The sequence below is a fragment of the Paratractidigestivibacter faecalis genome (assembly GCF_003416765.1).
GTDB classification, from domain to species: Bacteria; Actinomycetota; Coriobacteriia; order Coriobacteriales; family Atopobiaceae; genus Paratractidigestivibacter; species Paratractidigestivibacter faecalis.
In genome coordinates this window covers 1,016,409-1,030,575 of the sequence record NZ_QSNG01000001.1, presented here as the reverse complement: position 1 = coordinate 1,030,575, position 14,167 = coordinate 1,016,409, and the positions used below count along the sequence as shown (strand labels likewise).

The window sequence follows — 14,167 nt, the reverse complement described above, 5'->3', positions numbered from 1 at the left end:
TGAGGTTTTGCCTTCGTCGGCGGCAATGCATAACCAAAAAGGCGACGAGAAGAGCATGCCTTCTCGCCGCCTTGAACGTTTCGTGGTGCCCGAGGTGGGACTCGAACCCACACGAGTTGCCTCAGCGGTTTTTGAGACCGCCGCGTCTGCCATTCCGCCACTCGGGCCAACGATTGACCAGTGTAGCAGATTGCGCTCCCCGGCACGGAAGCGCGCGGGGAGGGGTATACACACCACGTAGCCAAAAGCGTCTTAGGAAGGGAACCACCATGGCACTGGACAAAAGCGTTGCCGAGCTCATGAACAAGCAGATCAACGAGGAGCTCTACTCGGCCTACCTCTACCTCACCTTTGCGGACTACTACGAGGACCGCGGCCTCAAGGGCTTTGCCAACTGGTACATGGTCCAGGTCCAGGAGGAGGTCAGCCACGCAAAGATTCTGCGTCGCTACCTGCTCGACAACGACGTGCAGGTCAAGATGCTCGCCATCGCCGAGCCCGACAAGGTCTTCACCGACGACCTCGCGCCGCTGCTTGCCGGCCAGGAGCACGAGAGGTACATCACGGAGTGCATCAACCGCTGCTACGCCGCCGCGGCCGACGTGCGCGACTTCAGGACCATGCAGCTGCTCGACTGGTTTGTGAAGGAGCAGGGCGAGGAGGAGACAAACGCCTCCGACATGGTCAAGAACATGCAGCTCTTTGGCTCCGACCCCAAGGGCCTCTACGACCTGGACCGCGAGTACCAGGCACGCGTCTTCGTGGCGCCGATGATGCCCATGTAGCGGCCGTGCGGCCGGAGTCGCGTCCGGCTGTGTGCAAGGCGTGAAGACGGCCGCGCCCGGCGCAGGTTGTGGCTTGCGCGCGGGCGCGGCTCCGTCTATTCTAAGCAACTGCGTGTTAGCAAAGCGGGACCAACTGGTCCCCACCTTTCGGCGCCTCATGGCAGCTGTCTGGTCAGACGATGAACATGCCCGCTAGCTGGCGGGCAGAAGTCTCCCGGATGCTGTCGTGCGTCGGGAGTTTTTCATATGCGGCCACGCGCCGCGGTGAGAGGAAGGTGTAGGAGATAGCCAGAAACGATGGTCCCCGCATCAACGGGGAGATCACTTCTCGCACTTGTCGCCTGATCGGCGTCGACGGCTCCCAGCTGGGCCTGTTCGGCGTGCGCGACGCCCTGCGCATCGCTAACGACCAGGGTCTGGACCTCGTGGAGATTGCTCCCAACGCGGAGCCTCCGGTGTGCAAGGTCCTGGACTACAAGAAGTTCAAGTACGAGCAGGATCGCAAGGCCAAGGCGGCTCGCAAGAACCAGGTCAAGGTCGAGATCAAGGAGATGAAGTTCCGTCCCAAGATCGACGTCGGCGACTACGAGACCAAGAAGGGCCACGTCATGCGCTTCCTCAAGAAGGGCGCGCGCGTGAAGATCACGATCATGTTCCGCGGTCGTGAGATGGCCCACCCGGAGCAGGGCCGCATCGTGCTTGACCGTCTGGCTGAGGACCTGAAGCCCTACGCCACCGTGGAGTCCAAGCCGCAGATGGAAGGCCGCAACATGCACATGCTCATCGTCCCGATCAAGGGCGCGTTTGACGACGTTGCGATTGCGGACGAGGAAGTTTCTAACGAGAAGGAGAACTAGCATGCCCAAGATGAAGACGCACAAGGGAACCGCCAAGCGTTTCCGTCGCACCGGCACCGGCAAGATCATGCGTGCCAAGGCTTTCAAGAGCCACATCCTGACCAAGAAGTCCCAGAAGCGCATCCGCGGCTTCCGTCAGGAGACCGTGCTCGCCCCCAGCGACGTGCACACCGTCTCCCAGCGCATGGGCAAGTAACTGGCGCTTTTGCGTCCCTAGATTTTTCCAACAAGGAGTTGATTAGATATGGCACGTGTCAAGCGCGCAGTCGCCGGTCGTAAGAAGCGTCAGACTCTCGTCGAGCGCACCAAGGGTTACTACGGCACTTCCTCCCGCACCTTCCGCGGCATGAAGGAGCAGGCCCAGCACTCCGGCCAGTACCAGTACCGTGATCGCCGCAACAAGAAGCGCGACATCCGCGGCCTGTGGATTCAGCGCATCAACGCTGCCGCCCGCATGAACGACATGTCCTACAGCACGTTCATGCACGGCCTGAAGCTCGCTGGCGTCGAGCTGGACCGCAAGGTCCTCGCCGAGATTGCCTACTCCGACGAGCAGACCTTCGCCGACCTCGCCGAGGTCGCCAAGAAGGCCATCGCCGACGCCGAGTAGCGCAAGGCCAGAAACGCGCATCGCAGCCCCGGACGGATTTTCCGTTCGGGGCTGTTTTTGTGCCGTTGGCGGAGTGTGGGATGGTTCTCACGTTTAGCCGCCGTGGGGTGGGCATAATGACATCAAACAAAGGGAGTCGCTACAAGCAAGCGACCGACCAAGGAGGCGAGTCCAGTGAACCAAGAAGATTCAGCGTCTTTCGGACCCGCCGGCGCTTCCGAGGCCTTCTAACACCCGGGCGAGCGCACTCGCCGACATCGGCCAACGACGACGGCACCGACGGGTCCCAGACGCAAGGCGTCCCCATCCCTTCGAGTCCAGAGAGCGGGCGAGTCCAAAGTACAGACCTTCGGGGCGGAGCATCGGGCTCCGCCCCTTTTTTATGCCCGCGGCGCCTGCCCTTATCGGCTATGGTTGGCTAGTCTCAAAGGAGGTGCCGCTTGGCGGACGAGAAGATCATACGGGCCCTCAGAGCCGAGGCGGCGCTTGACTCCACGTACTCGCGGGCCATGAGGCTCGCCCGCAGGGGAGACGTGCTCCCCATGGCCAAGCGCGCCGGCGCCGTCGGCTCGACCGTCGGGCTGGCCGGACGCGTCAAGGGCTCCGACGGCTCCTACTACTCCGTGACCGTCGACCTGGACGTCTCTGCTGGGGAGGTCCTCGACTACTCCTGTACCTGCCCGGCGGCCGCCCGCTACCCCGGCATGTGCAAGCACGAGATAGCCCTGGCGCTCGTCTCGCTTGGGGACGTACCCGCAGGGGAGGGCCCCGACGCCGCCTCGCGGTTTGCATGCGATTCCGGACGCTTCCGCGGCGCCGACAGACCACAATCGCATGCAAGCGGCGGGGCCGCGGTCGAGCGGCCCACGAGCGAGGGCATGAGCGTCCTTCTCGGCCGGTCCACGCGGCAGCGCCTTGACGAGGCCGCGGCCGCCCGCCCGCTCGGCGCCTCCCGCCGCGAGCTCGCGCGCCTGGAGCCCACCCTCTGCCTTCCGGGCCGCGGCTCTGGCGAGAAGAACTTCCTGCTCAAACTCTCCGTCGCGCGCGGTGCGGCCTCCTACGTGGTCAAGAGCGTCACCGCGTTTGCCCAGGCCTGCCGCGAGGGGGCCGAGGTCGCCTACGGGAAGAGGCTTTCGGTCATTCACGTGCCCTCGGCCTTTGACGAGGCCTCCTGGCGGCTTGCCGGCCTGGTCACGCAGATCGTGGAGTCGCAGGTGGCCCTCGACCTGCGCGGTACCCTCAACGCTATGCGCGCGCAGGCCCCCGCCCGGGCGCTTGCCCTCTCGGATGCCGACGCCATCCGCGTGCTGGACGTCCTCCAGGGGCAAGGCGTCGAGGTCGAGCTCTCCGACGGCTTCTTCAACGTCCGTGGCGACGACCTTCAGGTCTCCGTCGGCACGCCCCGGCCCGTCTGCACCGTCACGGCAGACGCAGCAGACGGCCTTGACGTGCGCCTCTCGCCAGAGGTCCGCGTGCTGCTCTCCGGCGACGCCTGCTACGTGGTGGACGCCGCCCGGGCGCAGCGCACAGACGAGGAGTTTGCCCGCAAGGCGGCCCCCATCGTCTCCGTGCTGGCCGCGGCCGGCAGCTCCCATGTGAGCTCTCGCGACGTGGGCGAGTTCTGCCGCTCGGTCCTGCCCGTCCTGCGCGCCTGGTGCGACCTTGCCGCCCCGGCCTCCCTTGACCAGATGGCGCCGCCCGCACCCTCCTTTCGCTTTCGCATTGGCGAGAAGGACGGCTCGGTCTTCTGTGACGCGGCCGTCTCCTACGGCGACTGGTCCGGCGCCCCCGGCGCCCCCGAGGCGCAGGGCCAGCCCCAGCGAGACCTCGCCGCCGAGTACCACGTCTGCGACGTGCTTGCCGACTACTTCCCGCTGGGCGGCGCCGCCCCCGGCGAGCCCGACTACCGCTTTGGCGAGGACGACGAGGAGCTGCTCTTCCGTCTGCTCACCGACGGCCTCTCCGAGCTCGACGACCTGGGCGAGGTGCTGCTCTCCGAGCGCCTGCGGGGCATCCGCGTGCGCCCGGCGCCGAGCCTCTCGGTGCGCGCGACGGTAAAGAGCGACCTGCTTAACGTGGAGCTGGGCGCCTCCGGCCTCACCAAGGAGGAGCTCGTCGAGTACCTGGACGGCTTTTCTCGCCAACAGCGCTACGTGCGGCTCACCAGCGGTGACCTGGTGCGCATTGGCGACAACCTCAAGGTTGCCCAGGAGCTTGCGGACGGCCTGGGCGTCTCTGTGGAGGAGCTCGCCGCGGGAAGGGCGGGCCTTGCCTCGGCGCGCTCCCTGCTCATAGACGCGCTCCTGGAGCGGGCCGACGGAGTTCGCCTGGAGCGCGACGCCGGCTTCCGCCGGATCGTGCGGGACTTCGAGTCCTACGGCGACGCCGACATAGACGTCCCGGCGGGGCTCGAGGCGACGCTTCGCGGCTACCAGGAGGACGGCTTCAGGTGGCTGGGCACCCTCGAGCGCCTGGGCTTTGGCGGCATCCTGGCAGACGACATGGGCCTGGGCAAGACGCTGCAGGTCATAGCCCACGTGCTGGCGCAGAAGGAGGCCGGTCGCGGCGGGTGCACGCTGGTCGTCTGCCCGGCCTCCCTGGTCTACAACTGGATGAGCGAGATCTCCCGCTTCGCGCCGGGCCTTGCCGCCGTGGCCGTGCTGGGCACCAAGGCCGCCCGGCGCGTCCTCATCGGCGGGCACGAGGGCGCGGACGTCCTGGTGACCTCCTACGACCTCCTGCGCCGAGACGTTGAGGAGTACGCGCCGCTGCACCTCTCGCGCGTGGTGCTCGACGAGGCGCAGTACATCAAGAACCCCAAGGCCCAGGTCACGCGGGCCGTCAAGTGCCTTGACGCCGACGTCCGCCTGGCCCTCACGGGCACGCCCATAGAGAACCGCCTGGCGGAGCTCTGGAGCATCTTCGACTTCCTCATGCCCGGCTACCTGGGCACCCGCGACCAGTTTGCCAAGCGCTACGAGGGTCCCGTGGAGGCGGGGGAGGCCGAGGGCCAGAGGCTCCTGCAGTGCGCCGTCGGCCCCTTCGTGCTCAGGCGCCTCAAGACCGAGGTCCTGGCAGACCTTCCCGAGAAGACCGAGAGCGTGGTCATGGCCCAGATGGGCCCCAGGCAGAAGAAGCTCTACCTTGCCCACCAGGACCGCATAGCCCTGCAGGTCCAGCACATGGTGCGCGCGGGGGACCCGAGCGGACTCGGCCGCGAGAAGCTCAAGGTGCTGGCGGAGCTCACGCGCCTACGGCAGATCTGCTGCGACCCACGCCTGTGCATAGAGGGCTACCAGGACGGCAGCGCCAAGCTCGAGACCTGCCTGGAGCTGGTCTCGCAGGCGGTGGACGCCGGCCACAAGGTGCTGGTCTTCTCGCAGTTCGCGAGCATGCTCGACCTCCTGGCCTCCCGGCTCTCGGAGGCGCACCTCTCGTACTTCCAGCTCACGGGCCAGACGAGCAAGGAGGCCCGCGAGTGGCTGGTGCGCCGCTTCCAGGAGGGGGAGGCCGACGTCTTCCTGGTGAGCCTCAAGGCCGGTGGCGTGGGCCTCAACCTCACCGCGGCTGACGTGGTCATCCACTACGACCCGTGGTGGAACGTGGCCGCGCAGGACCAGGCAACCGACCGTGCCTACCGCATCGGTCAGCGCCGTGACGTCACGGTCTTCAAGCTCATCTGCGAGGGCACCGTCGAGGAGCGCATACTCAAGATGCAGGAGTCCAAGCGGGGCCTTGCCGAGAGCGTGCTTGATGGCGAGGCCGTGAGGTCGGCCACGCTTACGCGCGACGACGTCCTGGCCCTTCTGGGCAGGGCGTCTGCGGGAACGGAGTAGGCGCGCGCCGTCTTCGAGGCGTCTGAGACCGGGAATCGAGAACTTTTTTCGATTTGCGGCAAAAAAGTGCTTGCATTGGCGACTGGGAGTTTGCATAATAAACGAGCTGCCTGTGAGGGAAGCAAATGGTGGGTGTAGCTCAGTTGGTAGAGCGACGGACCGTGGCTCCGTAGGTCGAGGGTTCGAGACCCTTCACCCACCCCATTTAATGGAATATGGATCGTTAGCTCAGCTGGTAGAGCAGGGGACTCTTAATCCCAAGGTCCAGGGTTCGAACCCCTGACGATCCACCATTTCATTACGGATCGTTAGCTCAGCTGGTAGAGCAGGGGACTCTTAATCCCAAGGTCCAGGGTTCGAACCCCTGACGATCCACCACGAACTGAATGACCGGGCATCTTCGGATGTCCGGTCTTTTGCTATCTCGGCACGTCGGGAGGAGAGAAGATCTTGGCCAGACGCGGAAGGGTTTCTCGCCTGCAGAGAAGGGCCGTCTCGGCCGCGCTTGCCCTTGTTGTCGGCTTTGCGGCGTACCTGGGAGTGGACCTCTCCCAGCCGGCCGCCTCCAACCAGCCGGTTCAGCAGGCCGGCTACCAGGCCTCCTCCCAGACGCAAGCCGAGTCTGCAAGCCGCCAGACCTGGTGGACGGGCTGGGACCCAGTTGCCTTTCCGGACTACTACCGCGTCATCGGGCCCGCTGTGGTGGACGAGGACGTGCCCGCAGGCGAGGTTCGCTACGCGCCGCTTGACAGCCTGGGCCGCGCGGGCCGCTGCGTGGCCAACGTCACCTACGACCTCATGCTCCGGGGCGAGGCCGCAAGTAGGGACGGCCTCTCCGACCTGCACCCCTCCGGCTGGGGGCACAACGCCAAGGTGACCATCACCAACCCGGACGGCTCGGTCTACAACGGCTACCTCTTCAACCGCAGCCACCTGGTGGCAAAGTCCCTGGGCGGGCAGAACCGCATTGAGAACCTGGTCTGCGGCACGCGCACCCAGAACGTGGGAGACAACACCGGCCAGGACGGCGGCATGGCCCACACCGAGGTCCTGGCGCGTGACTGGCTGGACGCCCATCCCGGCGGCACCGTCTGGTACTGCGCCACGCCCGTATACGAGGGCTCCGAGCTTCTGCCCAGGAGCGTCATCGTGGACGTGAGGAGCTCGGACGGTACCCTTGACCAGGAGGTCGAGGTCTTCAACACGGCCTACGGCTTCACCATTGACTACGCAACCGGCGAGTATTCCGCCTACTAGGAGGCGCCATGGATTCCCCTGAGGTCCCCGCTAGCGTGCGGGACGCCCTTGCCCCAGACCCCGCACTTGCCGAGAAGGTCGTCGATGCCCAGACGCTGGCGCAGACGCCGGTCTTTGCCGCCGAGCGCCTTGAGGTCCAGACGGCCGACGGCGCCCGCGCCCCGCGCTTCATAGCCCGCCATCATGGCGGCGTCGGCGTGGTTGCCGTGCGGGAGGGGAGGGTCTGCCTGGTCCGCCAGTACCGCTGCGCGCTCGGCCGCGTGACGCTGGAGATTCCCGCCGGCCGCCTGGAGCCCGGCGAGGAGCCCCGCGCGGCCGCCGTTCGCGAGCTTGCCGAGGAGACCGGCCTTGTGGCATCCGACCTGCGCCACCTCGTGCGCGTCTACGGCTCTCCCGGCTTTACCGACGAGAAGACCGACGTCTTTCTGGCCACGGGGCTTGCCCAGGGCCCAGCCTGTCCGGACGAGGGGGAGTTCCTGCGCGCGGCGTGGCTGCCTGCCGCCGACGTGGTGCGGGCCGTCCTTGCCGGCGCCATCCAGGACTCCAAGACGGTCTGTGGCGTGCTGGCGGCCCGGGCCGCCGGGGTGCTAGAATAGGCAACGCTTGCGCCCTTAGCTCAGTTGGATAGAGCAGGAGACTTCTAATCTCAAGGTCGGGGGTTCGAATCCCTCAGGGCGCACCATCGCATCTGCGGGCCGGGCGGGTTTTTCGCCTGGCCCTTTTTGTCACTTGTATCTATTTTTTGTGACGAGTTGGCTAAAAATTCTTTGCCAAGAGCCGTAAACGGTCGATTTTTACGCGCGAACGAACTTCGGGATGTTGCATACTGAAAGCTTGAGAGCAGACGGTCGGAAGGAGATCGCGTTGATTTACACGATGACGTTGAACCCGGCACTTGACTACGTTATGCACCCCCTCACCCTCGACATGGGCTTCACCAACCGCTCCAGCTCCGAGGAGCTGTACTGCGGAGGAAACGGCATCAACATCTCCACCCTCCTCAAGGAGCTCGACGTCCCCAGCATCGCCATGGGCATCGCCGGCGGCTTCACGGGTGACTACCTGCTCACCGAGCTGCAGGATAAGGGCATCGCGTCCAACTTCGTGCGCCTCGACCGCGGCAACACCCGCATCAACATCAAGCTAAACGGCATCGTCATGACCATGGTCAACGGCATGGGCCCCAAGATCCCCGAGAAGAAGGTCGACGAGCTCCTGGAGCGCATGGACGTCGTCCGCGCCGGAGACACGCTCGTCCTCACCGGCTCCATCCCCAACTCGCTTCCCGAGGACATCTACACCCAGATCATGGGCAAGCTCGCCGGCCGCGGCATCCAGTTCGTCGTGGACGCCCCCGGACAGCTCCTCATGGAGTCCCTCAAGGCCCGCCCCTTCCTCATCAAGCCCAACAACCACGAGGTCGGCCGCATCTACGGCGTCAGCATCGAGTCCCCCGAGGAGTGCATGCCCTACGCGCACAAGCTGCACGAGGAGGGCGCGCGCAACGTCATCATCTCCTGCGGCGGCCACGGCTCGCTGCTGCTTGACGAGAACGGCGTGGAGCACATTGTCCCCACGGCCAAGGTCAAGCTCGTCAACGCCACCGGCGCCGGCGACTCCATGGTGGCCGGCTTCCTGGCCAAGGTCACGAGCGGCGAGGACTACGAGACTGCCCTGATCTTCGCCTCCGCCTGTGGCACCGCCACGGCGGCCAGCAACGGCATCGCCAAACGCGCCAAGATCGACCGCGTGGTCACGGCCCTCTACAAGAAGATGGGCCGCGCCATGCCCGGCACCATCGCCCGCGACATCGAGGAGAACCGCGCTCGCGCCGAGGCCAACGAGGGCATCACCGTCAAGTCCGAGTAGGGCTTCTCGCTGCGTTGGGGCAACCGGAGCACGACCGCAACATCTGGTGGAAACAATCCGCGAGTGCGGTTACTATAAAACCTGGCTCACACGCCGCATACCAGTGGTATGCGGCGAGTCATTTTCTAGGGAAGTGGCCGCACCGCGGCCGGAACGTAGGGGGCATTAATGTACGAGGGAGTCAACGCATCTGACGGCATTGGCATCGGCGTCGCTCGCGTCGCCGTGGAGCCTGACCTGTCCTTCACGCCGCACGCGCCTGAGGACGCCAAGGCCGAGGAGGAGCGCTACCAGGCCGCGGTCGCCAAGTTCATCGAGCAGACCAACGCCCAGATCGAGCGCATGACCAAGACCGTCGGCGAGGAGGCCGCCGCCATCATGGGCGCCCACATCGAGTTCGCCGAGGACGAGGGCATCCGTGACATGGTCAACGGTTCCATCGAGAGCGGCATGTGCGCCGAGCAGGCCGTCTCCGAGGCCTACGACATGTACTACAACATGTTCTCCAACATGGAGGACGAGCTCTTCCGCGAGCGCGCCGCCGACGTCGCCGACGTCAAGACCGGCCTTCTCGCCGACCTGCTGGGCCAGGAGCTCGTGGACCTCTCCACGCTGCCCGAGAACTCCATCGTCGTGGTGCGCGAGCTCACCCCGTCCATGACCGCCGACATCGACAAGGACAACGTGGCCGGCATCGTGACCGAGACCGGCGGCCGCACCTCCCACTCCGCCATCATCGCCCGCGCGCTGGAGATCCCGGCCGTCCTCTCCGTGGCCGACGCCACCTCCAACATCAAGAACGGCGACATGGTCGTCGTCGACGGCACCAACGGCAAGGTCATCCCCACCCCGTCCGACCACGACCTCGAGCACTACCGTGCCAAGGCCAAGCAGTACGCCGAGGAGAAGCTCGCCCTCGAGGCCTACCGCGGCAAGGAGACCGTGACCGCCGATGGCGAGAAGAAGCTGCTCGTCGCCAACATCGGCAACCCGGACGACGCCAACGTCGCCTCCGAGCATGACTGCGAGGGCGTCGGCCTCTTCCGCTCCGAGTTCCTCTTCATGGACGCCAAGGAGCTCCCCTCCGAGGACGAGCAGTTCGCGGCCTACCAGAAGGTCGCGCTGCGCATGAAGGACCAGCCGGTCATCATCCGCACCCTCGACGTGGGCGGCGACAAGGAGATTTCGTATCTCCACCTCGTCAAGGAGGAGAACCCCTTCATGGGCTTCCGCGCCGTCCGCTACTGCCTGAACAACCCGGACCAGTACAAGGTCCAGCTCACGGCCCTTCTGCGCGCGTCCGCCTTCGGCGACATCAAGATCATGGTGCCGCTCGTAACCAACATCGACGAGATTCGCCAGGTCAAGGCCCTCGTCAAGGAGTGCATGGCCGAGCTTGACGCCCGTGGCGTGTCCTACAACAAGGACATCGAGGTTGGCACCATGATCGAGACCCCCGCGGCCTCCCTCATCGCCGACGACCTCGCCGCCGAGTGCGACTTCTTCTCCATCGGCACCAACGACCTCATCGGCTACACCATGTGCGCCGACCGCGGCAACGACAAGGTTGGCTACCTCTACGAGGTCTACCAGCCGGCCGTCCTGCGCTCCCTCAAGCGCATCATCGAGGAGGGCAACAAGGCTGGCATCATGGTCGGCATGTGCGGCGAGGCCGCGGCCGATCCGCTGCTCATCCCGGTGCTGCTCTCCTTCGGCCTGGGCGAGTTCTCCGTCTCCGCGCCGTCCATCCTGCGCACCCGTCGCATCATCTCCGAGTGGAGCAAGGCCGACGCCGACGCCCTCACCGAGAAGGTCATGCAGCTCAAGACCGCCACTGAGGTCAAGGCAATGCTGCAGGCCGCTGCCCGCTAGGACATTCTCCGGCGAGCTGCTCTGAACCAAACGAGGCGCCCCAGGTCACGTGGCCTGGGGCGCCTCTCTGTTTGCGCGTGACCGCGTGGGCGGGCCTAGCTTGGGAAGATGACGCCAAGTGCGTCGGGCGCGACCTGCACGTCAAAGTGCGTGCCGCAGACCTTCTCGCCGTCTGCCTGGCAGGGCGTCTCGCGCTCAAAGTCCAGCGTGAGGGAGCGGCAGCGCCTGAGCCTCACCACCGAGGAGCCCGTGTGGCGGCCGAGCCTTGCCAGGGCGAGCAGCGACATGAGGCGGGGGAGAGCGGGCAGCTTGACGTTGTAGCAGACGTCCAGAAGGCCGTCGGTGGGGTCTGCATTGGGGCAGATCTTGAAGCCGCCGCCGTAGGAGGGGCCCACCTGCACCGCAAAGATGATGGTGGAGAGGTCCTGCGTCTTCTCTCCGTCAAAGGAGGCGCGGACCGCAAAGCCCTCGCGGGCGTTGGAGAGAATGCGCAGGGCCGACGTGACAAAGAGCGCCTCGCCCTCCTGGGAGGTCCCTGCGGCCCGGCGGTTCGTGGTGTCCAGCGCGATGGCGGCGTCCAGGCCAAACGAGAGGGTCTGCATGAAGGGCATGCCGTTGACGCGGCCCACCTCCACGTGGCGTGCGCGGCCGCGCACGAGCTGGGCCAGCGCGGCCTCCACGTCGTTTCTTGCCATGCCCAGCGTGCGGGCGTAGTCGTTGCCGGAGCCGAGGGGGATGACCCCCAGCTGGGGGCGGGCCTCGCGCGGAAGGGCCATGAGGCCGCAGACTACCTCGTGGATCACGCCGTCCCCGCCGAGGGCAAGGATGGTGTCAAATCCGCGGGCGCCCCTGGCTATGCGCGTGGCGTCTGCGGGTCCCTGCGTCCGCATGACCTCGAAGCCTCGGGTGGCCGAGGCGTAGCTCTGGAGGAACTCCTGGGCAAATCGGGCGCCGTCCTCGCCGCGGCCACTGTGAGCTGTGGGATTTGCGATGACGAGCGTGCGCCCAAGCGGCGAGCCAAGCATGTTTTGCCCCTTTCCCGAACCCAAAACGTGCGAGCCCAGGCACCTTGAGGGCCTCTTCCTGACGTTTTGGGTTCGCGACTTCCGACCCCCTGAGTATACGCGGCGAGAAAACCGCAGGTCGCTGGGAGTCGGATGCCAAAAGGCCGTCGCCTATGCCCCGGGCGCGAACCCAAATCGCATCTTGAATTGGGTTCGCGACTTCCTCGCTTGCCCTCGCGGCCCGCCTCCTCTATACTTAACCCTCGGTTCCGGGGCGTGGCGCAGCTTGGTAGCGCATCTGCTTTGGGAGCAGAGGGTCGCTGGTTCGAATCCAGTCGCCCCGACCACCTTCGCGGGTGTGGTTCAACGGTAGAACCTCAGCCTTCCAAGCTGATGACGCGGGTTCGACTCCCGTCACCCGCTCCATAGATCCTAAGGGCCCGCGCAAGCGGGCTTTTTTGTTGTCTAGCTGGGCGTATGTATGGAATGTTTCGCCCGCCACAACAAAAAGTTACGCGTCGGGTCACTTTGCCTTTCAAGAAGTCGGACAAACGTATTCTTCTCAATGACGTTTTTAGCTCAATGATTGGAGCATGGCATGTCCTACACCGAGAAGGTCCTGGCGGAGCTCAAGCAGCGCTACCCCGAGCAGACCGAGTTCCTCCAGGCCGCGACCGAGATCCTCGGCACCATCCAGCCCGCGCTGGACGCCCACCCCGAGTATGAGGAGGCATCCCTGCTGGAGCGCTTCGTCGAGCCCGAGCGCGTCATCATGTTCCGCGTGCCCTGGGTCGACGACGAGGGCAAGGTCCAGGTCAACCGCGGCTATCGCGTCGAGTTCAACTCCGCCATTGGACCCTACAAGGGCGGCCTGCGCTTCAACCCCACGGTCACCCTCGGCATGCTGAAGTTCCTGGGTCTCGAGCAGATCCTCAAGAACTCCCTCACCACCCTTCCCATGGGCGGTGGCAAGGGCGGCTCCGACTTTGACCCCAAGGGCAAGTCCAACAACGAGATCATGCACTTCTGCCAGTCCTTCATGACCGAGCTCTGCCGCCACATCGGTCCCAACACCGACGTCCCCGCCGGTGACCTGGGCGTCGGCGGCCGCGAGGTTGCCTACATGTTCGGCCAGTACAAGCGCATCCGCAACGAGTGGACCGGCGTCCTGACCGGCAAGGGCCTCTCCTTCGGCGGTTCCCTGGCTCGCACCGAGGCCACCGGCTACGGCCTGGTCTACTTCGTGGACGAGTACCTCAAGAGCAATGGCGACTCCTTCGAGGGCAAGAACGTCGTCGTCCACGGCTCTGGCAACGTTGCAATCTACGCCATCCAGAAGGTCTCCCAGCTCGGCGGCAAGGTCCTGGCCTGCTCCGACACCAAGGGCTGGGTCGAGGACCCCGACGGCATTGACTACAAGGTCCTGGAGGGCATCTACAACAAGAAGCGCTCCGGCCACGACAAGGGCGTCTCCCTCGCCCTCTACGTGGAGGAGCGTCCCGGTGCCACCTGGCACGCCGAGGACGGCCGCGGCGTCTGGAAGGTCCCCTGTGACATCGCGCTTCCCTGCGCCCGCGAGAACACCCTGCACCTCGAGGACGCCGAGGCCCTCGTCGCCAACGGCGTGAAGGTCGTGGGCGAGGGCGCCAACATGCCGACCACCATCGAGGCCACCGAGTACTTCCAGAAGAACGGCGTCGCCTTCATGCCCGGCAAGGCTGCCAACGCCGGCGGCGTGCTTGTCTCCGGCCTGGAGATGTCCCAGAACGCAGAGCACCTCTCCTGGACCTTCGAGGAGGTCGACGGCAAGCTCGAGCAGCTCATGCGCGGCATGTTCCACAACGTGGACGACACCGCCCGCGAGTACGGCCACGAGGGCAACTTCGTCATGGGCGCCAACATCGCCGGCTTCCTCAAGGTCGCCGATGCCATGATGGCCCAGGGCGTCTGCTAGCGCCATCCGGCCGCAGCCGCAGAGCACGTCCAAAGGACCCGGGGAGACCTTCTTCCCGGGTCCTTTTCCTTGCTGGGAAGAACTTGCCAAATTGATACTAACTAAATGTTAGTCAGGCTAACA

General features: G+C 65.6%; 11 protein-coding genes and 7 tRNA genes. 16 read left to right on the top strand and 2 right to left on the bottom strand.

Going from position 1 to position 14,167, the window contains the following annotated elements; all coding sequences use genetic code 11:
- Positions 1–83: 83 nt before the first annotated feature.
- A tRNA-Leu gene (locus DXV50_RS04590) sits at positions 84–167 on the bottom strand.
- Positions 168–269: 102 nt separating this feature from the next.
- Here DXV50_RS04590 and DXV50_RS04585 point away from each other — a divergent pair.
- The 13 genes from DXV50_RS04585 to ptsP all read left to right on the top strand — a co-directional run bounded on the left by DXV50_RS04585 (position 270) and on the right by ptsP (position 11,086).
- Complete coding sequence (locus DXV50_RS04585) at positions 270–785, top strand: ferritin (protein ID WP_117205004.1); 516 nt, start codon at positions 270–272, stop codon at positions 783–785.
- A 284-nt stretch (positions 786–1,069) separates the two neighbouring features.
- Positions 1,070–1,642, top strand: a complete 573-nt coding sequence (gene infC, locus DXV50_RS04580; RefSeq protein ID WP_117205003.1) for a translation initiation factor IF-3 — start codon at positions 1,070–1,072, stop codon at positions 1,640–1,642.
- A 1-nt stretch (position 1,643) separates the two neighbouring features.
- Positions 1,644–1,838, top strand: coding sequence for a 50S ribosomal protein L35 (rpmI, locus tag DXV50_RS04575; protein ID WP_117205002.1), 195 nt, complete (start codon positions 1,644–1,646; stop codon positions 1,836–1,838).
- 48 nt (positions 1,839–1,886) lie between these two features.
- Entirely contained in the window at positions 1,887–2,252 is a 366-nt protein-coding gene (gene rplT, locus DXV50_RS04570) for a 50S ribosomal protein L20 (RefSeq protein WP_117205001.1), read from the top strand.
- A 440-nt stretch (positions 2,253–2,692) separates the two neighbouring features.
- Positions 2,693–6,088: a DEAD/DEAH box helicase gene (locus DXV50_RS04565; protein WP_117205000.1), complete on the top strand. Its 3,396-nt coding sequence runs from the start codon at positions 2,693–2,695 to the stop codon at positions 6,086–6,088.
- A gap of 128 nt (positions 6,089–6,216) precedes the next feature.
- Positions 6,217–6,292 (top strand) — tRNA-His (locus tag DXV50_RS04560).
- A gap of 13 nt (positions 6,293–6,305) precedes the next feature.
- A tRNA-Lys gene (locus DXV50_RS04555) sits at positions 6,306–6,381 on the top strand.
- Between the two features lie 9 nt (positions 6,382–6,390).
- A tRNA-Lys gene (locus DXV50_RS04550) sits at positions 6,391–6,466 on the top strand.
- A gap of 72 nt (positions 6,467–6,538) precedes the next feature.
- Positions 6,539–7,345, top strand: coding sequence for a DNA/RNA non-specific endonuclease (locus tag DXV50_RS04545; RefSeq protein WP_117204999.1), 807 nt, complete (start codon positions 6,539–6,541; stop codon positions 7,343–7,345).
- An 8-nt stretch (positions 7,346–7,353) separates the two neighbouring features.
- Positions 7,354–7,941: an NUDIX hydrolase gene (locus tag DXV50_RS04540; RefSeq protein WP_117204998.1), complete on the top strand. Its 588-nt coding sequence runs from the start codon at positions 7,354–7,356 to the stop codon at positions 7,939–7,941.
- Positions 7,942–7,950: 9 nt separating this feature from the next.
- Positions 7,951–8,027: transfer RNA gene (locus DXV50_RS04535), tRNA-Arg, on the top strand.
- Between the two features lie 182 nt (positions 8,028–8,209).
- Complete coding sequence (locus DXV50_RS04530; protein WP_117204997.1) at positions 8,210–9,214, top strand: 1-phosphofructokinase family hexose kinase; 1,005 nt, start codon at positions 8,210–8,212, stop codon at positions 9,212–9,214.
- Positions 9,215–9,382: 168 nt separating this feature from the next.
- Positions 9,383–11,086 (top strand): phosphoenolpyruvate--protein phosphotransferase, encoded by a 1,704-nt coding sequence (gene ptsP, locus DXV50_RS04525; RefSeq protein WP_117204996.1) that lies wholly within the window; start codon positions 9,383–9,385, stop codon positions 11,084–11,086.
- Positions 11,087–11,181: 95 nt separating this feature from the next.
- Here the strand turns inward: ptsP and DXV50_RS04520 are convergent, their stop codons facing one another.
- Entirely contained in the window at positions 11,182–12,111 is a 930-nt protein-coding gene (locus tag DXV50_RS04520) for a diacylglycerol/lipid kinase family protein (protein ID WP_117204995.1), read from the bottom strand.
- A gap of 249 nt (positions 12,112–12,360) precedes the next feature.
- On the opposite strand from DXV50_RS04520, the gene DXV50_RS04515 reads away from it, so the two are divergent.
- The 3 genes from DXV50_RS04515 to gdhA all read left to right on the top strand — a co-directional run bounded on the left by DXV50_RS04515 (position 12,361) and on the right by gdhA (position 14,044).
- Positions 12,361–12,437: transfer RNA gene (locus DXV50_RS04515), tRNA-Pro, on the top strand.
- 5 nt (positions 12,438–12,442) lie between these two features.
- Positions 12,443–12,516, top strand: a tRNA-Gly gene (locus DXV50_RS04510).
- A gap of 172 nt (positions 12,517–12,688) precedes the next feature.
- Entirely contained in the window at positions 12,689–14,044 is a 1,356-nt protein-coding gene (gene gdhA, locus DXV50_RS04505; RefSeq protein WP_117204994.1) for an NADP-specific glutamate dehydrogenase, read from the top strand.
- Positions 14,045–14,167: the final 123 nt, after the last annotated feature.